20 protein-coding genes are annotated in these 24,662 nt (G+C 66.2%); 8 read left to right on the top strand and 12 right to left on the bottom strand.

The features are described from left to right. Window positions 1-21 precede the first annotated feature (21 nt). Window positions 22-1,758, top strand: a complete 1,737-nt coding sequence (locus AABD04_RS22885) for a hypothetical protein (protein ID WP_341442604.1) — start codon at window positions 22-24, stop codon at window positions 1,756-1,758. Here the strand turns inward: AABD04_RS22885 and AABD04_RS22890 are convergent. Next, window positions 1,705-2,925 (bottom strand): glycosyltransferase family 4 protein, encoded by a 1,221-nt coding sequence (locus AABD04_RS22890; RefSeq protein WP_341443116.1) that lies wholly within the window; start codon window positions 2,923-2,925, stop codon window positions 1,705-1,707. The two genes, AABD04_RS22885 and AABD04_RS22890, sit on opposite strands and share 54 nt — an antisense overlap. An 82-nt stretch (window positions 2,926-3,007) precedes the next feature. Here AABD04_RS22890 and AABD04_RS22895 point away from each other — a divergent pair, with 82 nt between their 5' ends. Continuing rightward, window positions 3,008-3,781, top strand: coding sequence for a class I SAM-dependent methyltransferase (locus tag AABD04_RS22895; RefSeq protein ID WP_341442605.1), 774 nt, complete (start codon window positions 3,008-3,010; stop codon window positions 3,779-3,781). Window positions 3,782-3,859: 78 nt separating this feature from the next. Continuing rightward, window positions 3,860-4,738: an ROK family protein gene (locus tag AABD04_RS22900; protein ID WP_341442606.1), complete on the top strand. Its 879-nt coding sequence runs from the start codon at window positions 3,860-3,862 to the stop codon at window positions 4,736-4,738. A 65-nt stretch (window positions 4,739-4,803) separates the two neighbouring features. Here AABD04_RS22900 and AABD04_RS22905 read toward each other — a convergent pair whose 3' ends face one another. From AABD04_RS22905 to AABD04_RS22920, 4 genes are all read right to left on the bottom strand, one after another. Next, a complete protein-coding gene (locus AABD04_RS22905) occupies window positions 4,804-6,633 on the bottom strand; it encodes a phosphoenolpyruvate carboxykinase (GTP) (protein ID WP_341442607.1) in 1,830 nt (609 codons plus the stop codon). Between the two features lie 309 nt (window positions 6,634-6,942). Continuing rightward, on the bottom strand, window positions 6,943-7,248 hold the full coding sequence (locus AABD04_RS22910) for a DUF6802 family protein (RefSeq protein WP_341442608.1): 306 nt from the start codon (window positions 7,246-7,248) through the stop codon (window positions 6,943-6,945). 37 nt (window positions 7,249-7,285) lie between these two features. After that, the gene (locus AABD04_RS22915; protein ID WP_341442609.1) at window positions 7,286-8,821 is read right to left on the bottom strand and encodes a P-loop NTPase family protein; all 1,536 of its coding nucleotides are present in this window, start codon (window positions 8,819-8,821) and stop codon (window positions 7,286-7,288) included. After that, the gene (locus tag AABD04_RS22920; protein WP_341442610.1) at window positions 8,818-9,840 is read right to left on the bottom strand and encodes a hypothetical protein; all 1,023 of its coding nucleotides are present in this window, start codon (window positions 9,838-9,840) and stop codon (window positions 8,818-8,820) included. The genes AABD04_RS22915 and AABD04_RS22920 overlap by 4 nt, the downstream gene beginning before the upstream one ends. Before the next feature lie 208 nt (window positions 9,841-10,048). Between AABD04_RS22920 and trmB the strand changes: the two genes are divergently transcribed. The 4 genes from trmB (at window position 10,049) to AABD04_RS22940 (ending at window position 16,888) form a co-directional block, all read left to right on the top strand. Further along, window positions 10,049-10,807: a tRNA (guanosine(46)-N7)-methyltransferase TrmB gene (gene trmB, locus AABD04_RS22925; RefSeq protein ID WP_243595222.1), complete on the top strand. Its 759-nt coding sequence runs from the start codon at window positions 10,049-10,051 to the stop codon at window positions 10,805-10,807. 14 nt (window positions 10,808-10,821) lie between these two features. Next, complete coding sequence (locus tag AABD04_RS22930) at window positions 10,822-11,508, top strand: NYN domain-containing protein (RefSeq protein ID WP_230596533.1); 687 nt, start codon at window positions 10,822-10,824, stop codon at window positions 11,506-11,508. Further along, the gene (locus AABD04_RS22935) at window positions 11,509-14,601 is read left to right on the top strand and encodes an MMPL family transporter (protein WP_341442611.1); all 3,093 of its coding nucleotides are present in this window, start codon (window positions 11,509-11,511) and stop codon (window positions 14,599-14,601) included. Between the two features lie 133 nt (window positions 14,602-14,734). Further along, window positions 14,735-16,888, top strand: a complete 2,154-nt coding sequence (locus tag AABD04_RS22940) for an MMPL family transporter (protein WP_341442612.1) — start codon at window positions 14,735-14,737, stop codon at window positions 16,886-16,888. 162 nt (window positions 16,889-17,050) lie between these two features. Here AABD04_RS22940 and AABD04_RS22945 read toward each other — a convergent pair whose 3' ends face one another. The 3 genes from AABD04_RS22945 to AABD04_RS22955 all read right to left on the bottom strand — a co-directional run bounded on the left by AABD04_RS22945 (window position 17,051) and on the right by AABD04_RS22955 (window position 20,797). Continuing rightward, window positions 17,051-18,937, bottom strand: coding sequence for a DUF2339 domain-containing protein (locus AABD04_RS22945; RefSeq protein ID WP_341442613.1), 1,887 nt, complete (start codon window positions 18,935-18,937; stop codon window positions 17,051-17,053). Between the two features lie 75 nt (window positions 18,938-19,012). After that, window positions 19,013-19,663 (bottom strand): DUF1707 SHOCT-like domain-containing protein, encoded by a 651-nt coding sequence (locus tag AABD04_RS22950; RefSeq protein WP_243609172.1) that lies wholly within the window; start codon window positions 19,661-19,663, stop codon window positions 19,013-19,015. A gap of 21 nt (window positions 19,664-19,684) precedes the next feature. Then, the gene (locus AABD04_RS22955; protein ID WP_243595227.1) at window positions 19,685-20,797 is read right to left on the bottom strand and encodes a glycosyltransferase; all 1,113 of its coding nucleotides are present in this window, start codon (window positions 20,795-20,797) and stop codon (window positions 19,685-19,687) included. Between the two features lie 109 nt (window positions 20,798-20,906). Here AABD04_RS22955 and AABD04_RS22960 point away from each other — a divergent pair, with 109 nt between their 5' ends. Continuing rightward, entirely contained in the window at window positions 20,907-21,296 is a 390-nt protein-coding gene (locus tag AABD04_RS22960; RefSeq protein ID WP_341442614.1) for a MarR family transcriptional regulator, read from the top strand. A 2-nt stretch (window positions 21,297-21,298) separates the two neighbouring features. Here the strand turns inward: AABD04_RS22960 and AABD04_RS22965 are convergent, their stop codons facing one another. The 4 genes from AABD04_RS22965 to AABD04_RS22980 are packed head-to-tail and all read right to left on the bottom strand — an operon-like array spanning window position 21,299 to window position 24,563. After that, a complete protein-coding gene (locus tag AABD04_RS22965) occupies window positions 21,299-21,520 on the bottom strand; it encodes an autophagy-related protein 2 (RefSeq protein ID WP_341442615.1) in 222 nt (73 codons plus the stop codon). A gap of 37 nt (window positions 21,521-21,557) precedes the next feature. After that, the gene (locus AABD04_RS22970) at window positions 21,558-22,184 is read right to left on the bottom strand and encodes a response regulator (protein WP_374230291.1); all 627 of its coding nucleotides are present in this window, start codon (window positions 22,182-22,184) and stop codon (window positions 21,558-21,560) included. Window positions 22,185-22,213: 29 nt separating this feature from the next. After that, window positions 22,214-23,383, bottom strand: a complete 1,170-nt coding sequence (gene macS / locus AABD04_RS22975) for a MacS family sensor histidine kinase (RefSeq protein ID WP_243609175.1) — start codon at window positions 23,381-23,383, stop codon at window positions 22,214-22,216. Continuing rightward, window positions 23,370-24,563: an AI-2E family transporter gene (locus tag AABD04_RS22980; RefSeq protein WP_243595324.1), complete on the bottom strand. Its 1,194-nt coding sequence runs from the start codon at window positions 24,561-24,563 to the stop codon at window positions 23,370-23,372. The genes macS and AABD04_RS22980 overlap by 14 nt, the downstream gene beginning before the upstream one ends. Window positions 24,564-24,662 lie beyond the last annotated feature (99 nt).

Genomic DNA, 24,662 nt, shown 5'->3' on the forward strand with positions numbered 1-24,662 from the left:
CCACGGTATAGGGTGCCGAACATGGCGCGGTCGAGGTCGAGGTGGACGCCCCCGCTCTACAGCCTGCTCCTCTCGGTGGTGATTCTCGGACCGCTGCTCGGCCCCGGTTATCTCCTGCTGCGCGACGCCGTCAGCACACCCCGTTCCTACTTCACCGACTCCGCCTGGGGAATCGCCGACGCCGCCGCACGCGCCGTGCCACAGGACGCCGCGATCGCCGCGCTGTCGACGGTGTTCGACGGTGGCCTGGTGGTCAAGGCCATTCTGCTGCTGGCCCTGTGGCTGACCGGATGGGGCGCAGCGGTCATGGCACGGACGGCGCTGCCGACAGCCCCACTGCCCGCGCTGCTCGTGGCTTCGACGGTGGCCGTGTGGAACCCGTACGTCGCCGAGCGACTACTGCAGGGACACTGGAGCCTGCTCGTCGGATACGCCGCCCTGCCGTGGACCGTGGTCGCTGCACTCGCGGTCAGGCAGGGCCGTTCCTGGTGGGCGCTCGCCGTCTGCCTCGCTGCCGCCGGACTCACCCCCACCGGCGCGCTGCTCGCCGCAACCATCGCCCTGGTCGTCCTCGCCCTCCCCGGGGGTGCCCGACGCGGCCTGCGCGTGGTCGGAGCCCTCGGGCTGGCGGCGGTGGCGTCGGCACCGTGGCTGGCAGCAACGGCGGTGTCCGGCAATGGCGTCGAGCAGGCAGATCCGGCGGGTTGGGCGGCGTTCGCGGCGCGGGCCGAGCCGGGCCTCGGCACCCTCGGCAGCCTCGCCGGTCTCGGTGGAATCTGGAATTCCGATGCTGTACCCGGTTCTCGGACAGGCATTTTCGCGCTCATGGGCACGGTGCTGTTGCTGACCGTCGTCGCGTTCGGTGTGCGTCCGCTGATCAGGCGTCGAGGAAATCCGGTGATCGTCGGACTCGGTGTCGTCGCCCTGCTTGCCATCGCCGTCCCTGCGCTGGCAGCGACGGGACCTGGGTTGGCGATGGCCCGCGCACTGGGCGAGACGGTACCCGGCGCCGGGCTGCTCCGCGACTCCCAGAAGTGGGTCGCGCTGGCGATGCCGATCTACGCGTTGGCCGCCGCTGCTGCATTTTCTCGCCGACATCGACCGAATCCGGTGCAACCAACCGCGCTGAGCGCGGTCCAGCGCACCCGATTCGGCAGCGCCGTTGCCATAGTGGCCCTGCTGATCGCGCTACCCGACCTGGCCTGGGGCGTCGGGAACTCGCTCAGGCCCGTGACGTACCCGGCATCCTGGCAGGCGGTCGCAACCGAATTGGACGGCGCAGCAGGCGATGTCGCGGTCCTACCGGCCGGGATGTTCCGCCGTTTCCCCTACAGCGGCACTGCCCCCGTCCTCGATCCCGCACCGCGCATGCTGCCGCTGGATGTGTTGCAGACCGGTGAGCTCATCGTTGCCGGCGGCACGGTACGAGGTGAGGGAAAACGCGCGACCGACGTCCAAAACGCCGTGCTCGCGGGTGAATCCGCAGACACGATTGCCCGTATGGGCGTCGGCTGGGTACTGGTGGAGAACACCACCCCCGGCGAACTCGGCGAATCCGAGCGAACGCTGAATCCCCTCGACGTCGTGTACTCGGACGAGCAGCTCACGCTCTACCGCGTGCCGAATCCGATGATCGTCGAGAGCCGTCCTGCAACAGTGGTCGTCGCGGCCCACCTTGCGTGGGCGATTCTGCTTCTCGGGGGCCTAGCGGTAGGACTGCTGGGCCGAATCCGAGTGCGGCGCACCCACCAGCCCTGACGACCACGTGCCACGCGTCGTCGCGTCGAGCACCGAGTAGACACCTTCTGCGCACTGCTCCCAGGAGAATTCCGCCGCACGCACTCGCGCCTTCTCGCCCAGGCGAGTTCGGGCGTCCGCGTCCTGCAGCAGTTCCGAGACGGCAGCGGTCAGACCGGAGACGTCCCGGTCCTCTTCACCATCCGACAGCCCGCCCACCAGAACACCGGTGACGCCGTCGATGATGGAATCGGTGAGCCCCTTGGAACTCCGGTAGCCGACGGTCGGCACGCCGTGTTGAGCTGCCTCGACGACTGCGAGACCCCATCCCTCCTTGCGGGAGGGCATGACGTGCACCCACGACCGACCGAGCAGCGCGTGTTTGCGGTCCTCGTCGACATGGCCGTGGAAGGTGACGTACTGCTCGATGCCCAGTTCGCTCACGTAGTCGCGGAGGTTCTGCTCCCACCAGCCGCCACCGATGACGTCGAGGTGGATCTCGGGGATCCGACCGCGCAGCGCGGCGACGACGTCGAGCGCGTCCTCGATCTGCTTGTGCGGAACCAACCGGGACAGCACGGTCAGCGACGGGTGGGCGGTGCGGGTGCTGTCGTCCCCCTCGGGGATCGACGGCGGGATCTCGTCGGCTCCGTTGCGCACCACGGCGATGCGCTCGCGATCGACGCCGAGCGCGACCAATTCGTCTGCGGACGGCAATGACACGGTCAGGTACTGGTTGCGGCGGTGGACCCTCGGCGACACGGTCGATTCGAGCCACCAGCCGAGCTTGGCCATCATCGGCCCCGCGACCGGCCACTGCTCGCGGTGGCAGTGGTGCACCAGCAACGTGACCGGAACGCCGAGCGCCGCACGGGAGAAGAAAGGAATGCCGTTCTGGGTGTCGATCACCGCGTCGGGTGCAATCCCCTTGAGCGGGCCGAATCCGAGCCGCCCGGCTGCGATGGCCGCCAGCGCTCGCGGATACACCGACAGCCGTCCGCCGCCGCGACTGATGCGCATGCCGTCGACGATCTCCTCGGCGGGAGCTCCTGGATACGACGCCGTCCTCAGCGTGACGCGGACACCGCGTCGAGCCAGACCTGCGCCCACCTGCTCGAGGTAACGCTCGCTGCCGCCGCCCTGCGGGTGCCCGGTATCGCGCCAGCACAGCAACAGAACCTCGCGCACAGCTCGCTTCACCCAATTTCCGCATGCTCGTCTCGACCGCCGTCGATTACCGCTGCCACAGTAACCGCTAGGGTTCGTTTTCGTGACTTCCGCCGTGACACGTCTGTTCGCCTCTCGCGCGACACTGCGCCGCTCGGTGAGTCTGCTGAAGGACTTCGGCCACGAACAGAGCGCTCCCGACATCTTCTACGGCGCACTGGCCCGCGATTCCGTGGAGCTGATCGGCGATCTGTATCGGGGCCTGACCGGCACCGACATGTCGGCGGCGACGGTGTTGGACGTCGGCGGCGGGCCAGGATATTTCGCCGAGGTCTTCGGTGCGAGCTGCAAGCGCTACCTGCCCGTGGAGCCCGATGCGTCGGAGATGCACGCGGCAGGTCTGCAGATTCCAGGTTCGGTGCGCGGCTCCGGGATGGCACTACCGTTCCGTGACGACAGCGTCGACATCTGCTTCTCGTCGAACGTCGCCGAGCACGTCCGCGAGCCGTGGACCATGGCCGAGGAGATGCTGCGGGTCACCAAGCCCGGCGGGTTGACGGTGCTCTCGTACACCATCTGGTTCGGTCCGTTCGGCGGTCACGAGACCCGGCCCTGGCATTACCTCGGCGGCGAATACGCGGCCCGCCGGTACGCCCGCACTACCGGTCACGAACCGAAGAACCGATTCGGTGAATCACTGTTCGACATCAGCGCGGCAGACGGATTGCGTTGGGCGCGAAGCACTCCCAACGCGACCCTCCTGGCCGCGTTCCCGCGCTACCATCCCCGCTGGGCGTGGTGGATGATGCGCGTTCCGGTACTCCGCGAGTTCCTCGGCAGCAACCTCGTCCTGGTCCTCAAACCAAAAACGGCTTGAATGGGTCGTTCCGCAGGCTCCACTCCCGCCTAACCCAGGTCTTTCCGCAGGCTCCACTCCCGCGACTAGCCTGGAACGATGACGGCACTCGCACTCGACATCGGCGGCACCAAGATGACGGCGGCACTCGTCGGCGACGACGGGCGTCCGCAGAACCCGGTGACAGTGCCGACGCCCGAGTCCGATGTCTGGGACGCCTGTGCGGACCTCCTGAGGAACGCGACAGAACCGGCCACTGTCACCCGCATCGGCGTCGCCTGCTCCGGTCCGGTGAATCTCGAAACCGGTTCGGTCGCACCGATCAACATCGCCGAGTGGAAAGACGGCTTCGGTCTGCGCGAGCACATCGCCGAGGTCTTTCCCGAAGCCGACATCCACCTCGCGATGGACGGCAGTGCAGCGGCGCTCGGTGAGCATCGGTTCGGTGCCGCCGTGGGTGTGCCGGACGTGCTGAGTCTGGTGGTGTCGACCGGCATCGGCGGCGGGTTGGTACTGGGCGGAAAGATTGTCGCCGGAGCCAGCGGCAACGCCGGCCACATCGGCCACATCGTTGTTCCCGGTTCGACGACGCCTTGCGCATGCGGCGGAATCGGGTGCGTGGAAACCGTCTCGAGTGGGCCGTCGGCGGTGCGGTGGGCGCGCGAGCTGGGTTGGACCGGCAGCACCGGAACCGAACTGGCCGCCGATGCCGCCGCCGGGGAGCCGATCGCCATCACCTCGTTGCAGCGCGCAGGCGTGGCACTGGGTCAGGCCATCGCCTCGGCCGTCGCCCTGGTCGACGTACGCATGGTGGTGATCGGTGGTGGCTTCGCTCAGGCCGGCCCGCCGCTGTGGAATCCGATCCAGGAGTCGATCGCATTGCATGCGCGTCTGAAATTCCTCGACGGCCTGCAGGTGGTGCCCGCTGCGCTGGGTGGCCTCGGCACCCTGGCCGGGGCGGCCGCGCTCACTGCCTGACCGCCATACCCACACAGCCAGAACGGGGCCCACCCCTCGGTGAGCCCCGTTCTGTCTCGTGAATACTACGCGCCCAGGCGCTGCTTGAGGGCGTCGAATTCGTCCTGAATTCCGGTGGGGAGCTTCTCGCCGACGAAGTCGAACCACTCCTGGATCAGCGGGATTTCGGCCTTCCACTCGTCGGAGTTCACCGCGAGTGCCTCGGCCACGTCCTCGACCGTGGTGTCGAGTCCGTCGATGTCGAGTGCCTCGGCGGTGGGGACCACACCGATCGGCGTCTCGATGCCAGCGGCCTTGTGCTCGATGCGCTCGACGATCCACTTGAGCACGCGAGAGTTCTCACCGAACCCGGGCCACAGAAAGCGCTTGTCGTCGCCGCGACGGAACCAGTTGACGTAGAACACCTTCGGGAGCTTGGACTCGTCGGCGTTCTTGCCGAGGTCGATCCAGTGCTGGAAGTAATCGCCCACGTTGTAGCCGAGGAACGGCAACATGGCCATCGGGTCGCGTCGGACGGTTCCGACGGTGCCCTCGGCGGCAGCGGTCTGCTCGGAGCCGACGGTGGCTCCCATGAACACTCCGTGCTGCCAGTCGCGGGCCTCGGTCACCAGCGGAACGGTCGTCTTGCGACGTCCACCGAAGAGGATTGCCGAGATCGGCACACCCTTGGGGTCGTCCCACTCGGGAGCCATCGACGGGCACTGCGCCATCGGCACGCAGTACCGCGAGTTCGGGTGCGCGGCATCGGTTCCGGACTCGGGAGTCCAGTCGTTGCCCTTCCAGTCGATGAGGTGATCGGGCTTGCCTTCGAGGCCTTCCCACCACACGTCACCATCGTCGGTCATGCCGACATTGGTGAACACCGAGTTGCCCTGGTCGATGGTCTTCATCGCGTTGGGGTTCGAGTCCCAGTTGGTACCCGGCGCGACGCCGAAGAAGCCGTACTCGGGGTTGACGGCGTAGAGACGGCCGTCCTCACCGAAGCGCATCCACGCGATGTCGTCGCCGATGGTCTCGGCGCGCCAGCCCGGAATGGTCGGCTGAATCATCGCGAGGTTGGTCTTGCCGCAGGCGGACGGGAACGCCGCCGCGATGTAGTACGCCTTGTCCTCGGGCGAGATCAGCTTGAGGATCAGCATGTGCTCGGCCAGCCAGCCCTCGTCGTGGGCCATTGCCGACGCGATACGCAGCGAGTAGCACTTCTTGCCCAGCAGTGCGTTGCCGCCGTAGCCGGATCCGTAGCTCCAGATCTCGCGGTCCTCGGGGAAGTGCGTGATGTATTTGGTGTCGTTGCACGGCCACGGCACATCGGCCTGGCCCTCGGCGAGCGGAGCTCCCAGCGAGTGCAGCGCCTTGACGTAGAACCCGTCGTCGCCGATCTTGTCGAGTGCGGCCTGGCCCATGCGCGTCATCACGCGCATCGAGACGACGACGTACTCGGAGTCGGTGAGCTCGACGCCCAGCTTGGGGTCGGCCGCGTCGAGCGGGCCCATGCAGAACGGCACGACGTACATGGTGCGTCCGCGCATGCAGCCGCGGTAGAGGTCGGACATGAGCGTCCGCATCTCGGACGGTTCCATCCAGTTGTTGGTGGGACCGGCGTCGATTTCTTCCTTTGAGCAGATGTACGTGCGCGACTCGACGCGAGCGACGTCCGACGGATCGGAGTTGCCGAGGAACGAGTTGGGCTTCTTCTCGTCGTTGAGACGAGTGAAGGTGCCGGCCTCGACCAGCTTGCCGGTCAGACGCTCCCATTCGGCGTCGGATCCGTCAGCGAACACCACGGAATCCGGTTCGGTCAGTTCGGCTACCTGAGCAACCCAGGCAAGCAGTTCTTTGTGTCGAGTCGGCACGTTGTCGGTGCCGCTCAAACCGGGAATGGTGGCTGAGGTCATCTAACTCTCCTGGGGTGAGCCGGAACCGGGAAGTACTCGCACGATCACTGTGGGCAAGCATGCGCGAGCAGCTCTCGGTTTTCCCCTCTCGGCGGGGCGCTGCTCGACCGTTCGAGTCGCAGTACACCATCGTAACGGGTACAGCAAGCCGAGAGTCGAGCGCCGGGTGTCCTGCTGTTCAGGTTAACGCCGAGCGACGTGAATCCGGAAACAGGGTGTTGTCCGATTGGTCACAGGACCGATTCAGATAGGGAAAGACCGGCGCAAGAAGCCTTCCACCAGCAGTAACGCGGTGGCCGGGCCGAGGCGCTACAGCTCGCCCGATTCGGTCAATTCACCCCGCCCGATACCGTTCGCTTCTCGAAAAATCTCCCACGATCGGTACCGCCCGTCACGTCCGAACGCAGTGAACTTGTCCGTCACACCGTCCCCGTCGACGTCGGTTGCCACCGTCATACCGACATCGGTACGACGTACGGTGGTCTCGTAATGACCGTCGCCGTCGAGATCGAAGACGCCCGTCGAATCCAGGGGCGCACCGGCGTCGTCGAGATCGTCGGGTTCCACTGCTTCCGTGAGGAAACCCCCTGCTGCGAAGCCATCCACCTCGATCATCGACGCTCCTCATCTCGAGACGAACCCGACACTGCACCTATTGACTCCGACGCACCGGCAGCGCCGACGGTTCCCCACGAGCGGGAGAAAGTTGGACCGGATCCCGAAGATCGAACGCACTGCGGTCGGGTCCGCGGAATCGCTCGAGTCCCCGATCGAGTGCGGTGAGATCGCGATCGCATGCAGACAGCAGCGCCGATCGATAGTCGGCGAGCCGACGCAACTCGGCGTCCACCTCGGCGAGAGCGGTGTCGATGCGGACCACTGCGTCCCGGTCCGCCATCGCAACGGCGGACGCGAGTGCCGACTCCGCATCGAGAATCCGCGAGAGCAACCGTTGTTCCACCGCGGACTTCACCCGGGCCAGGCTTTCCTGCGTCCAGCCGCGTAGATGGGCGCGATCGGCCACCAGCGCCCGCGAGCGGGTGATCCACCAGGCGAGCACGCCACCGAGAACGAGGGTGACCACAGTGTTGGCAACGGCCCAGGCAGGCACCAGAGCCATCGGAGACACGACCAGCCGCCCGAGACCTACCCCCGCCGACGCGCCGACCACGACCATGACGGCGTCCTCGATCCCCCGACGATGGGACGGCTCGCCGATCTCGACCGGGGCGTCGGCGGCACCCGTGTCCACCTGCGTCGGTGGGAGCCCGAGATCGGTTTCCACGGCCCGCAATCCGGCGATCAGAGCCGACTCGGCTCGACGCTGCGCACCGCGCGCGGACTCGGCGACATGCGCGGGCAGGTGCTTCAGTTCTGCGCGCCTGGCTCCGTCGACAGTCTTCCTGACCTCGACGCCCAGCGCGCGAAGATCCTCGGCGGCAGCGTGCAGGGATTCCACCCGCACCCGTTGAATTCGATTGTGCAGCAGCGCCCGTCGGTCACCCCCTGAATTGTCCCGTTCGCCGACGAGCTCGGCTCGCCGCGCACGGAGCGGAGCCGTGTCGACACCACCGGTCACGTCGCGGGCCCTCGCCACGATCGACGCTCGTGCTACCGACACGCAGCCCTGCACTGCCGCAGCATATTTGCGCCGCGATCCGAGAGCCGTGGCCTGCAGCAGAAGCGCGCCGAGCCGGTCCTCGACGGCACCGAGACCCGATTCGGCGTACATCCCGGCATCACCGCTCTCGCGACCCGTCCGCGCCAACCGAACCGAGATCGGGTGGACCGTGCACTCCACCGACCGTGGGACACACTCGGCAACGACGTCGCTGTCGGCGGAGACCACTTCACGCCAGTGTCTATGCACGTCGATCTTGTTCACCACGAACACAACCGGCGTGGATTCGAGGGCGGCGCGCCATTGCTCGATCTCCACGCGACCGACCGGAGCCGACGCGTCGACCACGATCATTACGACAGCGGCATCGGCCATCGAGTCCGTGAATTCGACGGCGGCACCGCCCGGTAAGGACAGCTCGCGGTGCAGTGCAGACTTGCCCGATCCTGCAGTGCCGGTGAGGTGAACCCCTGCAGGTCGACTGACCCTCGCTCGTTCGATCTCGTCGAGTGCAGTCGAATTCCAGCGCCGTAGAACGCTGGTCATGTCTTCCGGCAATGGCGTCATCGATGCAGAATCCGCACGTAGCCGCGACACAGGGCAAGCGCCGAACGACGTTCGTCGGAGCTGCCGGATGCGGCCGCACGCTGCTGCCACAGCGCCACCTGCTCCACTACGTCCCGCTCCGAACCGGTCTCGATCGACACCCCCAGACGCACTGCTGCGCACCGCATCTCGGCAGCAACGGCCTCATCCGAGGCAAGATACGACTCGACAGCGCTTCGTACCTGCCGATGACCGGCGGAGATCTGCTGCAGCGCGGTGTGCAGCTCGCCGTCACGAGTGGCCGCCGCCGAGGACACGGCGGTCGCCACTGCCGTGATCACGGCATCGACACCGGTGGCATCGGCCAGCACTCGCATCGCGTCGCTGTCGGAAATCGAGGTGTGACGGCGCACCACGTCGACGAGCAGCGCAAGACCGCGCAGCTCGACACACTCGATCAGCGCTTCTCGCCGACGCGGCGACACGGCGATGTCGGCAGCGCGAAACCTGTCGACCGTCATCATGTCGGCCGGGCGCAGATCGGCTGCCGCGACGGCCCGCACGTCGGCCATGTCCACGGTCGCACCGGCGCGGCCCACACCCCGCAGTCCCGCCGCGGTGGATCCCATCACCGGCAGAACTGTCCGCCCCAGCTGCTCCGAGGCCGTCGCGGCTGCTGCGGAGGGATCGTCGAGTGTGTCCGCCTTCGTCAGCACGACGACCGTTCCGTCCAGGAGACCCCTCGGTCGAGAGCTCAGAAATGCAGTGTCGACCGGCGACACCGCGCCCGCTACGACGTGGACGAGCACCTCGCCCACACTGCTGTCCGTTCTGCCCTCGTGTATTCGCACGTCGAGGCCGTCCGCGTCGAGTTGCACCGAATCGAGAACGGAGACGATCGGGGACTTCCCGACGCCGGCTCGGCCGGTCACTCGCACGATCATCGGCTGCAGGCGAGCGTGCAGGGCGGTCTCGACGGCCTCACGTGCCTCGCTCGTCGCAGCACGATCACGCAATCGGCCCAGACCGGCCTCCGTCATCGATTCCCCCAAGAACGACCCGCCGCGCACTTCGAATCGCGGCGCACAGCCCCCTGCTGCGGCACCGATTCTGGCACACGAGATCGGTTCCCGGCCGCCCGGCGAGAATTGCACTGTTGTAATTCGTTCAGCCCGTACCGCCGCTGATCAGGGACGAGACGGCAAGTCTCAACTTCAACTCGAGACCCACCTGTCACACCCCCCGTCGATGCGCGACAATGGTCCGGTGAACGAGCCTCAGGACACCTCTGTCGACACCGAGGAGAACGCCGCGCAGACCCACCAACGGGGCTCACGGCTGTACCCGCGCGTGACGAGTTTCCGCTCCAGGCGTGGAGCTCTGACCGAAGCTCAACAGACCACGTGGGACAACCTGTGGCCGCGCATCGGCCGCGACGTCGCCGACGAGCAGATCGACGTCGACGCCTGGTTCGGGCGCAGCGGTCCGGCAATTCTCGAGATCGGCTCGGGTACGGGCACTGCCACCACGGCGATGGCGTCGGCCGAGCCGCACGTCAACCTCATGGCCGTCGAGGTCTATCGGCCCGGTCTCGCGCAGACGCTGCAGCAGATCGAAAGAGAAGGCATCGAGAACGTTCGGTTGCTGCGCGGTGACGCGATGGACGTGCTCGAGAACATGCTGTCCTCTGAATCGTTGACCGGCGTGCGCGTCTTCTTTCCCGACCCGTGGCCCAAGGTTCGCCACCACAAGCGTCGGCTGCTGCAGGGACCGACGTTCGCGATGATCGCGGATCGGCTGAAGCCCGGCGGCGTTCTGCACGTGGCCACCGATCATGCCGAATACGCTGAGTGGATTGCCGAGGCCGGGAACGCCGAGCCCGGTTTGACCGTTCTCGATTGGGAATCGCCCATGACACACGAGCGGCCGGTGACCAAGTTCGAGGGCAAGGCACAGCAGGTCGGCAGCTCGGTGACGGAATTGATCTGGGGAAAGAAGACAGCATGAGCGTCAGTACGGACATGCCCGACACCGTGGTCGACCCCTCCGAACTCGGCGCGATCGGTGAATCGCGCCACAGCAAACGCGTCCTGCTGGTCTGGGACGCACCCAACCTGGACATGGGTCTCGGTGCAATTCTGGGTGGCCGCCCCACCGCCGCCTACCGCCCACGCTTCGATGCACTGGGCCGATGGCTGCTCAGCCGCACCGCCGAACTCTCCACCTCCGGCACCGCGACACTCGAGCCCGAGGCGACGGTGTTCACCAACATCGCCCCCGGCAGCGCCGATGTCGTCCGACCCTGGGTCGAAGCATTGCGTAACGTGGGCTTTGCGGTGTTCGCCAAGCCCAAGGTCGACGAGGACAGTGACGTCGACGCGGACATGCTCGACCACATCGACTTCCGCAACCGTGACGGTGGCCTCGCCGGTGTCATGGTTGCGTCCGCCGACGGTCAGGCGTTCAAAGGGCCGTTGGAGGCCATCGCAGCGACCGGAGTGCCCGTACAGGTACTGGGATTCCGGGAGCACGCAAGCTGGGCTGTCACGTCCGACATCCTGGAGTTCCTCGACCTGGAGGACATCCCGGGCGTCTTCCGTGAGCCACTGCCTCGGGTGAGTCTGGATTCGCTTCCCGACGAAGGTGCGTGGCTGCAGCCCTTCCGACCGCTGTCCGCCCTGCTCGTCGGGCGCCAAGGAGTTTCTTAAGTGTTCGCCAGATGGGGAGACATCGTCTACCGCCTGCGGTACACCGTTATCGGTGTCATGGTGGCCGGACTGCTGGGCTTCGCTGCCTACGGTCTCGATCTCAACAGCCATCTCAGTCAGAGTGGTTGGGACGATCCGACCTCGGAGTCGGCTCAGGCTGCCCGTCTGGCGGACACCACGTTCGGTCGCGACAAGCAGGGTGACGTCATCCTGCTCTACACCGCACCCGAGGGATCGACGATCGACGACCCCGAGTTCCAGTCCAAGATCGTCGCCAATCTCGACTCGCTCGCCGCCGACAACCCCGACCAGATCGAGAAGGTCAACGGCAGTTACTTCCGCACGGCCACTGCTCCGAACCTGGCCGCACTCGGCACCGCGGACAAGCAACACGCCATTGCCAGCGTCGCCATCGCCGGTGCCAACGACACCGAGCTGACCAACAACTTCCAAGCCGTCAAGGACGTCTTCTACATCGACGGCGTCGACGTGCAGGTGACCGGACTGCAAGCCGTGGCGGGCGCACTGCAGTCGACGATGGCCGGAGACATCCAGCGGATGGAGCTACTCGCCATCCCCGCCGTCGCGGTGCTGCTGTTCTTCATCTTCGGTGGTGTCGTCGCAGCCGCCCTCCCCCTGATCATCGGCGGTCTGACCGTCGTCGGTGCCAACGGCATCGTGAAGGTGTTCACCAACTTCACCGAGGTCAACTCCTTCGTCGCGCCCGTGGTCTCGCTCGTCGGCCTGGGCTTGGCGATCGACTACGGGTTGTTCATCGTCTCGAGATTCCGAGAAGAACTGGGTGACGGCTATTCGACGCCACAGGCCGTGCGCCGCACGGTCATGACGGCCGGTCGCACCGTGGTGTTCTCCGCGACGATGATCGTCGCGTCCCTCGGCGGCCTGCTGCTGTTCCCGCAGGGCTTCCTGAAGTCGGTGGCCTACGGCTCCATTGCCACCGTCGCACTGGCTGCTCTGACCGCCATCACGATTCTGCCCGCGATGCTCGCCATCCTGGGACCCCGCGTCGACGCGCTCGGTCTGAAGTTCATGCGCAAGACCAAATCGAGCGAAGAGATCGAGAACGGCATGTGGGGCCGCCTGACCCGCTGGGTGATGCGCAACCCCGTCAAGGTGACCGTCCCGATCGTGCTCGGCCTGGTGCTCCTGACGCTTCCCGTCGGCAACATCAAGTTCGGCGGCATCAACGAGACCTATCTGCCTCCCGACAACGTCACCCGAGAAGCGCAGGGCGAGTTCGATTCGCTCTTCCCCGGCCAGCGGACCGAGCCCATCAAGTTGGTCATCGAGAACGCGCAGGGCCCGACGCTCGCGGCGATCACCACTCAGGCGAACAATGCTCCCGGCCTGGTCGAGCCGTTCTCTCCGGTCGGTGCCAGCAAGGACGGCATCATCGTCTTCAAGGCCGGACTGGTCGATCGCAACGACTCCAAGCCCGCCATCGACTTCCTCCGCAGCATCGACGTGCCCGAGGGAGCGACAATGCTCGTCGGCGGTACACCCGCCATCGAGCAGGACTCGATCAGTGCGCTCATCGACAAGCTGCCGTTGATGGCCGTTCTGGTGGTCTTCATCGTGACGCTGCTGATGTTCCTGACGTTCGGATCGTTGGTGTTGCCGATCAAGGCGGTGCTCATGACCGTCCTCGGTCTCGGTGCCACCATGGGCATCCTGACGTGGATATTCATCGACGGCAACGGTGCGGGGCTGATGAACTTCACCCCGGGGCCGATCATGGCCCCGGTGTTGGTGCTGATCATCTCGATTGTGTTCGGGTTGTCCACCGACTACGAGGTCTTCCTGCTCTCTCGCATGGTCGAGGCTCGCGAAAAGGGTGCCAGCACAAGCGAAGCCATCCGCATCGGAACCTCGCATACCGGACGCATCATCACCGCCGCCGCCCTGATCCTCATCGTTGTCACCGGAGCGTTCGCGTTCTCCGATCTGGTGATGATGAAGTACATCGCCTACGGCATGATCGCGGCCCTCATCATCGACGCCACCCTCATCCGTATGTTCCTCGTGCCCGCCACGATGAAGCTGCTCGGCGACGACTGCTGGTGGGCCCCGCAGTGGATGAAGCGAATCCAGCAGAAGCTCGGACTGGGCGAGACCATCCTCGAGGACGAGCTGCTCCCCATCGAAAACGTGCCCGAGCTCGCCCTCGCGGGGGGTGCACCGTCGAGTACCGTCGCGCCGCCGATGCGTCCGGCACCGCGTCGCAGCGAGCCGCTCACCGAGCCCATTCCAGTGGTCGCACCGCACGGTGCCGGTCCGATCAGGGCGACCCACGCCGCGAAAGAGGAATCGCGACGGAGTGTGACGGGACGCCCCGCAACACCGCCGGAGCCGACGCATGGCCCCGCAACACCTCCGGCCTCGACTCCCGACCAGGTTCAGGAAGCTCCGCAGCAACGATCGGATTCTCGACCTGCCCCGAGCCAGCCGGTACGGCCGCGACCGATCGCCGAACCGGAACCCACTCAGGCCGCCGAGGTCGTTCGGCCCGCTCCCCCGGTCAACCCGGTGGCGGCTCCCCCGACAGCTCAGCCGCCCCGCGCGCCGAGCACACCGCCGAGCCGCACCCGTCCCGCTCGCACACCTCGCGCCGAGGAACCGGATTCGCGCTCCATCGAGAGCTGGCTCGCCGACCTGCGAGCACCGAGCGCGTCACCGCCGTCGAGCGCACCACGCAACGGTTCCAAGACCAATGGTTCGACCGCCAATGGTACGAGTCACAACGGTCACGGCGAGAACGGCTCGGCAGCGAACGGCTCTGCACCCCATGGTTCTGCCCGGAACGACCACGGCAGCAACGGCTCCGAGCACGACCGTGCCGACAGCAACGGCAATGCCGGATCCGCGCGGAACGGTACGGAGCACACGGATACCGACCGCAATGGCACCGACCGCGACAGCACCAGCGAAACCGCGTCGGGCGAGTCGAACACGCGGTCGGGACGTCGAGCCGCACCGTCCACCGAGGGCGGTGACAGCGGTCGCCATCGCGGCGGCGAGAACGGGCACGTACTGAGCGTCAGCGAATTGCTTGCGCGCGAACGCAACCGCTGAGAGCACTGACGCGCAGGCTGCACTCCTGCCTCGATAGTCGTTACGCAAGCTACACTCCTGCCTGACAGCGGGGGTCGACGTTTCATTCGCGTGGCGGCGGTAGTCGCGCGCTTTCGGGGGGAGTTACACACACGTGTTCGTGCGATGGGGAACCTTGGTCCACCGCCTTCGATACAGCGTTCTCGGGGTGATGGTGGCCGGGCTGGCGATCTTGGCGGCCTACGGTTGGGATCTACCGGACCATTTGAGCCAGAGCGGATTCGACGATCCGACGTCGCAGTCGGCCGCGGCCGGCAATCTTGCGAACGAGACGTTCGGACGTGACACCGAGGGCGATGTCATCGTTCTCTACACCGCCCCCGAGGGCTCGAACATCGATGATCCGTCGTTCGGTGCGGCGATCACCCAGAACCTCGATTCGCTGGTCGCCGACCACCCGGACCGCATCGCGAAGATCAACGGCAGCTATTTCAGAACCGCGGAAGCACCCGTGCTCGCGGCGCTCGGCACCACCGACAAGCAGCACGCCATCGCCAGCATCGCGATCGTCGGCGGCAACGACACCGAACTGACCGAGAACTTCCAGGCCGTCCAGAACGACTTCTACATCGACGGCGTCGATGTGCAGGTCGCCGGACAACAGGCGGTGGCTGCCTCCTTGCAGTCGACGATGACCGACGACATCCATCGCATGGAGGTCCTCGCCATCCCCGCCGTCGCGGTGCTGCTGTTCTTCGTCTTCGGCGGCGTCGTCGCTGCTGCGCTTCCCCTCATCGTCGGTGCGTTGACGGTCATCGGAGCCAACGGCATCGTGAAGCTGTTCACCCACGTCACCGACGTCAACACCTTCGTCGCACCGGTGGTGTCGCTGGTGGGGCTGGGCTTGGCGATCGACTACGGCTTGTTCATCGTCTCCCGTTTCCGAGAGGAGCTGGGCGACGGCAGATCGACGCCCGATGCGGTCCGTCGAACAGTCATGACGGCCGGTCGCACAGTGGCGTTCTCGGCGACGATCATCGTCGCGTGCCTCGGTGGCCTGTTGTTGTTTCCGCACGGGTTCCTGCGGTCGGTCGCCCTTGGTTCGATTGCGACGGTCGCTCTCGCGGCGTTGACCGCGATCACCATCCTGCCGGCCATTCTGTCGATCCTCGGCCCACGCGTCGATGCCCTCGGCCTCGCGTTCATGCGTAAGACGAAGTCCTCGGAAGAGATCGAGAACGGCAGATGGGGCAGGCTCACCACCTGGGTGATGCGCAATCCCATCAAGGTGGTCGTCACCATCGTTCTCGGACTGCTGGCCCTGACGTTGCCCATCGGCAATCTCGCGTTCGGCGGAATCAACGAAACGTATCTGCCACCGGACAATCCGACACGAGTGGCGCAGGAACAGTTCGACGAGTTGTTCCCCGGCCAGCGCACCGAGCCCATCAAGCTGGTCATCCAGAACGCGCAGGGCCCCAACCTCGCCGCGATCACCACCCAGGCGAACAACGCACCCGGCCTGATCGAGCAGTTCACCCCGGTCGGTGCCAGCAAGGACGGCATCATCGTCTTCAAGGCCGGGTTGATCGATCGGAACGACAGCGCGCCCGCCATCGAATTCCTCCGCAGCATCGACACTCCCGACGGCACGACGATGCAGGTGACGGGAACGCCTGCGATCGAACGAGATTCGATCGACGCGATGGTCGACCGTCTACCACTGATGGCGGTACTGGTCGTCCTGGTCGTGACCGTACTGATGTTCCTCACATTCGGATCTCTGGTGCTGCCGATCAAGGCGGTACTGATGACGACACTCGGCCTCGGGTCCACCATGGGCATCCTGACCTGGATCTTCATCGACGGCCACGGGTCCGCGTGGATGAACTTCACGCCGGGGCCGATCATGGCGATGATTCTGTTGTTGATCGCGGCGATCGTCTTCGGACTCTCCACCGACTACGAGGTCTTCCTCCTGTCCCGAATGGTCGAGGCTCGTGAAAATGGCTCCAGCACAAGCGAAGCCATCCACATCGGCAGTTCTCACACCGGACGCATCATCACCGCTGCGGCCTTGATACTCATCGTCGTCACCGGAGCGTTCGCATTCTCCGATCTGGTCATGATGAAATACATCGCCTACGGCATGATCGCCGCCCTCATCATCGACGCAACGGTCATTCGCATGTTCCTGGTGCCCGCGACGATGAAACTGCTCGGCGACGCGAGCTGGTGGGCACCGGCCGGCATGAAACGAATGCAACGCAAACTCGGTCTCGGCGAAACGGCTCCCGAGGACTCATGACCCACCCTGCCGTCGCCCCCTCGCAACGCGTGAATGGACCACTGCACCGCCGAGACGTATGCAATGGTCCATTCACGCGGAGTGGCCGGGCCGGGGTCAGTCATGTCAATGGACCACTGCACCGTCGAGACGTATGCAATGGTCCATTGACGCAGCTGGGGGTCAGGAAGAAACTGCCGCACTTTCTCGATCCGCGAACACCTTGGCGTATCGGGTACCTGCGATCAGCAGCAGCAGTCCCACTGCGATGAAGGCGATGACTCGGAACAGGCCGTCCAGGGCGACGAGGTCGAACAGGAACAGTTTTGCGATGGCCGCGGCGGTCAAGGACAGTCCGGCCAGCAGGGCCAGATGAGCGTGGGTCGCGCTACGCAAACCGAACGCCAGTAGCGCGAAGGCTGCGATCATCCACTCGATGGTCGCCGCGGTGTGCCCTGCCGTGAAACCTGTTGTTTCGCCGCCGATTCCGATGCCGAGGGTCACGGTGGCCGCCGTCAGGCCGTACAGCGCGAGTACGCCGGAGACGATAGCGAGGGTCTGCAATCCGTCGTCGACCAGTTTCAGTTCGGCCAGCACGTAAGCAAACGCGAATGCCGTTGCAGCGAGCAGGATTCCACCGAGGGCGATGCCGACACTGCCCACTGCGTGATCGGAGTCCAGCAGCGCCTGTGGCGGACTGACCGAGACGAACATCAAGGTGCCGATCACGCCGAATCCACTGCCGATCGAGTATGCGAGCGTCGAACGCGTGCTGTGCGCCACCGCGATGAGAGCCAGGGCGAGGGCGAACAGCACGACCGGGCGGATCTCGAGGGTCGTCGACTCGACTGCGGCCTGCAGCGTCGCCAGGGCACCGATCACCGCGACGGTGATGCGGGCATGTGCCGGCAACCAGCGCACCAGAGCCACGATCGCCACTGCCGCAGTCGCGAGAACCAGTTGAAGGGCGACGGTGGCAGCGCGATCGAAGATATCGACGGAGAGCAGGACGGGCAGCGACGGCAGGGCGATCATCACGGTCGAGACCACATCGGAGACGTTGCGGCGCAACAACTCCAGCGACATCCCGATTCCGAGCACTGCCGTGAGCACGATGGCCAGGAGCAGCCAGTAGTTGTCGGTCGAGCCGTTCATGTCGGCAGCGGCGACCGCAGCCAACACCGCGCCGACGAGGGGAACGGTCCGAACGACCTGCAGCAGCTGCCAATTCCGACCGATCTGAGCCGGGAAGCTCGCGACATAGGTGGCGATGAAGAAGGCGATCAAGGCCAGCGTGAGGCCGTCGGTCAGTACCGGACCACACACTGCGACGCCGGCGAGAATCAGCACCGCCATCGGCTGCGACTTCCACTGCACTGCGAGTGCTGTTCCGGCTGCGGCAATTCCGAATGCGGTGATCAGCCCGAGTACGGGATCGAGCCAGCCGTACAGGACGGACGTCGCGAGTACATCGAGGTACAGGCCCGCGATACCGGTGGCAGCGAGGGCAATTCCGCCGACGCGTCCGCCGGACCGGCCGAACACTCGGACGCCTGCACCGATCAGCGCGAGCGAGAACACTGCGCCCGCAGCGACCCGCAGCGGCGGGCCGAACCACCCGGCTTGTGCAGCGAGAACGAGCAGCATCACCACGCCGACGAGGGTGACGCCCGCACCGGCGACGGCCAGCAGACGGCTGATCACTCCGTCCCGCTGCCACCACGGCTCACGAGGTGGAGCCGGCGGTCGAGGCGCGACGACCGGCCCCCGTGGTGGCAGCGGGTACGTAGGGACGGGCTGCGGCCGAACCATCTGCTGCGCCTGCGGCCGACCGACAGTGTGGCCGAACGGCTGACCGTACGGCTGTGGGGGAACTGGTGGTGCGGCGGCAGGATGTACCGGGGCCGATGCCTGCCGCGTCGGAGCGGGAGCCGTTGCGGCCCCGAGCTGCGACTGCAAGGTCTGCAGATCGACGGCCACCTGACGCATGTGGTCGCCAAGGGAATCGAAGCGGCTGGACAGGCGAGCGACGAGTTGCGGATCCAGCCCGGAGTTCTGGGAAGAAGTCATGGGTTAGATCCTGCGACCGTCGCGGCCGAAAAGCGTGAGTAGTGCTACTCGGATTGCTCGAGTAGAACCGCCTCGCTAGCCGAACATCCGGCGGATCGAGCTACCGAAGGGGTGCTTGGCGGTCACCGAACCCAAGCGGACCTTGCCCGAGACCACGAGATGAAGCGGCCCGTACGGCGGCCCGGTGCGAACCTTGTTGGTGGCACTGCCCGCCACCGTCTCGACGCGGTTGAGATCGACGGTCGCTTCGGTCGGCACGATCAGTGTCACGGTGCTGCAGTAGTCGTCGACGTGTATCTCGACCACCTGCGTCGACATGACCGCCTGGGTGAAGTCGAGTGTCACCGTGGACATACGGGTGGAGACGCGCAGGCTCGGCGGCACGTTCCAGGGACCCTTGCGGGTGACGGTGGACATGGTGCCGCGCAATGTGTCCGACGCGCCGCTGCCGTGCCCCCAATGCTCCTGAACGACGCGACGCGGGGTCGGTTGCGGGGTGGGCGCGGCGAAGGGTTTCGGTGCCGGGCGATGTTCCTCGGCAATCTGCATCCCGGGTAGGTCGGCGAGAACCGAGTTCAGCTCACCGCGGGTCTTCGACGCCAATGCGGTGTCCATTCGCTCGGTGAACTCGCCGAGCGACAACATGCCCTGCCCCACGGCGCGCTGCAGCAGCTCTCCGACGTGTTCGCGTTCGGCATCGGACACTCGCAGATCCCTTGCCTCCATGGACTCAGGGTAGCGAAGATCTCAGGCTGCGCGACCGCCCAGTACCGAGAGCATTCCGGAGATCGACGCGGGCCATCCGAACTGTTCTGCACGCGACCTCGCGGCGACGCGGCGGCCGTCGACCGGTAGTTCGAGTACTCGTTCGATCTCGGCGGCGAATCCGGCTGCGGTGTTCTTCGAGGAGCCGCCGCAGTGCGGGGTGACGATCTGCGCCAGAGCCGAGGTCTCGGAGACGACGACGGGGGTGCCTGCGGCGAGCGATTCCAGAGCCGCGAGGCCGAACGTCTCGTGCGGCCCAGGCGCGAGGGCGATGTCCGCCGAGGCCAGCAGGGCCGCGACAGCCGACCTGCCGTCGACGAAACCGAGGAAGTCGACGGGAAGACCGCGGGCGCGTCGTTCCAGGCTCGCTCGGCGGGGGCCGTCGCCTGCGATGATCAGCCGCGCCTGCATACCCGAGTCGCACAGCGCGGCAAGCGAGTCGATACTTCTCTCGACGTGCTTCTCGACCGAGAGCCGGCCGCAGTGCACGAGCAGCCGATCGGCGGTGCCCAACCACGCGGTGCGCTCGCCTACCTGCCGACGACGCGGATGGAACAGGTCGAGATCGACACCGAGTGGCACTCGGTGCACGTTGCGAACACCGATGCGCTCGAACTCCTGTTGCGCGAACTCCGTGGTGCACACCACGGCGTCGTACGACGCGGCGGTGCGACGGTTGGCCACGTCCGCGATGGGGCGGGCGCAGCGCATCGGCATGGTCTGCGCGAGCAGACGGTCGAGGCGTTCGTGCGAGATCATCACGCTGCGTACGTCTCGGCGCGCCGCCCAGGCACCCATTCCGCGCAGCGTGAGGCGGTCCGATACTTCGATCACATCGGGTCTCAGTCCGGCCGCGACCGACGACACCCGCCGCGGATCGGCCACCCGATAGCCGCCGGTGAACGGGATCTGCGGTGCCGGTACCTCGATGCGCACCACTCCAGACGGCAGCAGTGTCTCGCTCCATCGATCTCCCGGCACGATCAGACTCACGTCGTGGCCCCTGGTGACGTACCCCGACCCGAGCTGGTCGACGGCCGTCCGCAAACCGCCGGACCGCGGTCCGTAGAAGTTCGCGAGCTGGACGATGCGCACTCGATCAGTCTGCTCGGCGACAAGTCCGCCCGACGGCGCGGCGATGGATGCCGGCCGAACCTTCGCGGAATTCTGTGTGGGGATCGCTACCAGCGGGTAGAGGACACAGATGCGAGTGACACTGCAATCGACCGGAAACGCCGCGGCTCCCGAGGTCTGGGAGCGCTACATGGAACCGACGGCCTGGAAGACCTGGGCACCGCAGATCATGGGCGTCGAGTACCGCGGTGAGCGACTCACCGCCAACAGCATTGGCCGAGTACTGGGGCCGCTGGGTGTGCCGATCGACTTCCGGGTGCATTCGGTCGACGAGCATTCGTGGACATGGGCATGGTCGGCGTGGTTCCAGAATCAGGCCGTCGGGGTCGATCTGACGCACGGTGTCGTCGCACGACCCAACGGCACCAGGGCATGGCTGACGATCGACGGCCCCCTGCCGCTGGTGCTTCCGTACGTGCCGGTCGCCAAGTTCGCGCTCGGCAGGCTGTGCGCCCAGTAGCGCTACTCGGACCGCGTGACGGTCTTCTCGTCGGACTGATCGGCGACGTCGGTCGGCTCGGGCGTCGGCAACGAGGAGTCCTCGCCCGACCCGTCCAGATGGCCGTCGAACTCGTCGATTGCCTCGGCGCGCTCGTCGCCGGTCTGATCGAGATCGGCATCGACACCCTTCGAGTGCTTTGCCGGGTCGACGGTGGTGTCCACTGCATTGTCGTTGTCGGTCATGGGATGCAGAGTGCCCCTCGGCTGCAGACGCAAACCCTCACAGCCCCTTCTCGATGACGTAACGGGTCAGTTCGACGCGGTTGGCCAGTTGCAGTTTTCGCAGGGTCGCCTGCACGTGATTCTCGACGGTGCGGTGACTGAGCGTCAGCCGGGTGGCAATCTGCTTGGCGCTCAGACCCTTTGCCACCAGGCGTAACACCTCGGTTTCGCGGTCGGTCAGCGTCGGGCGCGTATCGGACGCCGGTTCCGGTGACGAGGACATTCGGCGGAACTCTCCGAGTACGAGGCCCGCGAGGCCGGGAGTGAACACCGCCTGTCCGGCCGAGGTGGCGCGAACTGCGTCGAACAACTCCTCGGCCGATGCACTCTTGACCAGATAACCCGTCGCGCCCGCCTTGATGGCGTCGAGCACGTCGTTGCGTTCTGCGGACGCAGAGAGCACCAGGATCTTGGTCTGCGGCGACGCGTCGAGGACGGCGACGGTGGCGTCGGCTCCGTTGCCGTCGGGCAGATGCATGTCCATCAGCACGACGTCGGGGGTGGTCGCTCGGGCGCGGCGGCCGGCAGCGGCGACGCCGTCCGCCGTGGCGACGACGCTGAAACCGGCGGCGGCGAGATCTCGGGCGACGCCGTCCCGCCACATCGGATGATCGTCGACGACCATCACCGCGATATCGGCATTCGTTTCCTCGGTCACTTCGGTTCCCTCGTTCGTGGAATACGGATCTCCCATTCGGTGCCCGCCCCGTCCTCTGTATCGAGTATCGCAGTGCCACCGAGAGATTCGACACGGCCGAGTATCGATTTCGAGACGCCCATCCGCCCCTCGGCTTCGGCGGCTGCGAGCCGTCCGGCAGGGATTCCGCGGCCGTCGTCGCGGATACTGACGATCAACTCCCCGTCGACATCCTCGAGCAGTACGTACGCCTTGGCTTCCGCGCCCGCATGGAGTTCGACGTTGGACAGCGCAGTCGCGACGACTGCAGCGAGTTCCTCGGCCACCTCGGATTCGACGAGCACCGGGTCGGCAGGCGTCGAGACGGCGACGGCGGTACCTGCCTGCCTGCGCAGCAGTGCCCTGACGTCGACGATCGAGTCGGTGTGATCGCCGCGCGGTACTGCCTGTTCCGAGATCAGCACGCGCAGGGCGACTTCCTGTTCACCGGCCAGCTCGGCGAGTTCGGCTGCCGGACCGCCTATTTCGAGACCTCTGCGTCGAACGAGGGCCAATACCTGCAGCACCCCGTCGTGCACCTGTCGGGCGAGCCGCTCACGTTCCTCCGTGATCGCGGCCGATCGTGCTGCCCGACGCAACTCTCGGTGGGCGCGCCGGGCGGTGTTCGACGCCAATCCCAGCGCCAGTCCGGCCGAGAGCAGCACCGGGGCGGTGGCGTCGGACCAGAGGTCGGAGTCGAAGCGGTCGCGGACGAGCGCGCTGACCACCGACATCGCCACCCCGGACGCGATTCCGCCCTTGGGGCCCCACAGGATCGCTGCGGAGATGACGGCGTTGGTGGCCCACAGTGTGGTCGGCAGAGTTTGGCGGGTGCTGTACCAGTCGTAATCGGCCACCAGTCGCGTCGATGCCATCAGTGCGAGGACGATGACCTGGTCTGCGAGCACCACCTGCCAGCGCGGAAGCGAGGCGCGTGCGAGCAGCAACGCCGACGCCCCGGACCACACGGCCATCAGGGCCACGAGGAACCAACTCAGTCGTGGGTTGGTGTAGTTGTCGACGGTCGCGGCCTGGTAGCTCACGGCGTAGACGAGTGTGACCAGACGAAAGGCCTGCGAGGCCCGCCAGAGCGGGGTGTCCGGATCGGACGAGGACAGCGTGGCCCTCACCCGGTCAGCCGTCCGCATCGGTCTTCGGACCTGCGCTCGTGGAATCCGGGATCGTCAGCTCTCCCTTGGCAAGCCGATCCGGCTCGTCGCTACCCGGTGGGGTGTGTGGGTCGCTCGGGTCCGCGGAGTACAGCGGGTCGGTCACCTCGAGTTCCTCGTAGACCTCGTCCGGATCGTCGGCGAGCAACGACCGCACGGCAGTGTTGAGGACGGCGACGATCGGCACGGCCAGCAGGCCGCCGACGATGCCGGCGAGCAGAATGCCGACGGTGATGGACAGCACCACCGCCAACGGATGCAGACGCACGGCACGACCCAACAGAAGTGGTTGCAGCACATGGCCTTCGAGTTGCATGACGGCCACCACGATGCCGAGAGTGATCACCGCGGTGATCAGGCCCTTGGTGACGAGAGCGATGAAGACCGCGACGAATCCGGTCAGCACTGCACCGATGATCGGGATGAAGGCTCCGATGAACACCAGCGAGGCCAACGGGAGTGCAAGCGGCACACCGAGGATGGCGAGGCCGGCACCGATACCGATGGCATCTGCGGCCGCGACGGCCACCGTCGCCCTGACGTAGCCCACCAGCGACCCGAAGCCCTGGATGCCCGCGGTGCGGATCCTTCTGCGGGCCGCGGTCGGTGCCAACCGGGTGACGAACTGCCAGATCTGATCGCCGCCGTACAGGAAGAAGATGAGGACGAACAGCGTGAGCAATGCGCCGGTGAGGATCTCACCGATCACCGCCGCAGTGGTCAGCGCACCGCTGGTGACAGCTTCCTGGTTGTCCTGAATGACCTTGACGACACTGTCCGTCGCCTGCCGAATCTGGTCCTCGCTGATGTGCAGCGGTCCGTTGCTGAGCCATTCTTCGATGCCGTTGATGGACTGAGTGAACTGATCACCCACCTGCGGGAGACCCTCGATGAACTGCTCGACGATGAAGGTCATGATGCCTGCGACGATGCCGATGCTGGCCACGATGACGACGATCACCGCGACGGCCCGTGGGACTCCGCGCCGATGCATCCAGTCGACGACCGGCACGAGCATGGCCGCCGCCAGCAGCGCGAGACCCAGTGGAATGACGACAGTGCTCAACTTCGCCACCACGTACGCAAAAGTGATGAATCCGGCAAAAAGGACAAGCAGTCGCCACGTCCATTCGGCACCGATCCGCACCAGCGGATGCACCGAATCCGCGGCCGAAGTGAGGCCCGGAGACGCCCCCGTACCTTGCGCCCGCAACTCGTCGGTGCTCACCCGCTAAATTTAACCCGTGCTGGCATCTTT

The organism is Rhodococcoides navarretei, from assembly GCF_038069675.1.
Classification (GTDB): domain Bacteria; phylum Actinomycetota; class Actinomycetes; order Mycobacteriales; family Mycobacteriaceae; genus Rhodococcoides; species Rhodococcoides navarretei.

What these genes read in the sequence shown, in the direction of transcription:
- AABD04_RS22905 (WP_341442607.1), bottom strand. Translation starts at nt 6,633, where the DNA reads ATGACCTCAGCCACCATTCCCGGTTTGAGCGGCACCGACAACGTGCCG.
- trmB (WP_243595222.1), top strand. Translation starts at nt 10,049, where the DNA reads ATGCGCGACAATGGTCCGGTGAACGAGCCTCAGGACACCTCTGTCGAC.
- AABD04_RS22900 (WP_341442606.1), top strand. Translation starts at nt 3,860, where the DNA reads ATGACGGCACTCGCACTCGACATCGGCGGCACCAAGATGACGGCGGCA.
- AABD04_RS22885 (WP_341442604.1), top strand. Translation starts at nt 22, where the DNA reads ATGGCGCGGTCGAGGTCGAGGTGGACGCCCCCGCTCTACAGCCTGCTC.
- AABD04_RS22930 (WP_230596533.1), top strand. Translation starts at nt 10,822, where the DNA reads ATGCCCGACACCGTGGTCGACCCCTCCGAACTCGGCGCGATCGGTGAA.
- AABD04_RS22910 (WP_341442608.1), bottom strand. Translation starts at nt 7,248, where the DNA reads ATGATCGAGGTGGATGGCTTCGCAGCAGGGGGTTTCCTCACGGAAGCA.
- AABD04_RS22915 (WP_341442609.1), bottom strand. Translation starts at nt 8,821, where the DNA reads ATGACGCCATTGCCGGAAGACATGACCAGCGTTCTACGGCGCTGGAAT.
- AABD04_RS22950 (WP_243609172.1), bottom strand. Translation starts at nt 19,663, where the DNA reads ATGGAGGCAAGGGATCTGCGAGTGTCCGATGCCGAACGCGAACACGTC.
- AABD04_RS22945 (WP_341442613.1), bottom strand. Translation starts at nt 18,937, where the DNA reads ATGACTTCTTCCCAGAACTCCGGGCTGGATCCGCAACTCGTCGCTCGC.
- AABD04_RS22965 (WP_341442615.1), bottom strand. Translation starts at nt 21,520, where the DNA reads ATGACCGACAACGACAATGCAGTGGACACCACCGTCGACCCGGCAAAG.
- AABD04_RS22970 (WP_374230291.1), bottom strand. Translation starts at nt 22,184, where the DNA reads ATGGTCGTCGACGATCATCCGATGTGGCGGGACGGCGTCGCCCGAGAT.
- AABD04_RS22960 (WP_341442614.1), top strand. Translation starts at nt 20,907, where the DNA reads ATGCGAGTGACACTGCAATCGACCGGAAACGCCGCGGCTCCCGAGGTC.
- AABD04_RS22920 (WP_341442610.1), bottom strand. Translation starts at nt 9,840, where the DNA reads ATGACGGAGGCCGGTCTGGGCCGATTGCGTGATCGTGCTGCGACGAGC.
- macS (WP_243609175.1), bottom strand. Translation starts at nt 23,383, where the DNA reads ATGCGGACGGCTGACCGGGTGAGGGCCACGCTGTCCTCGTCCGATCCG.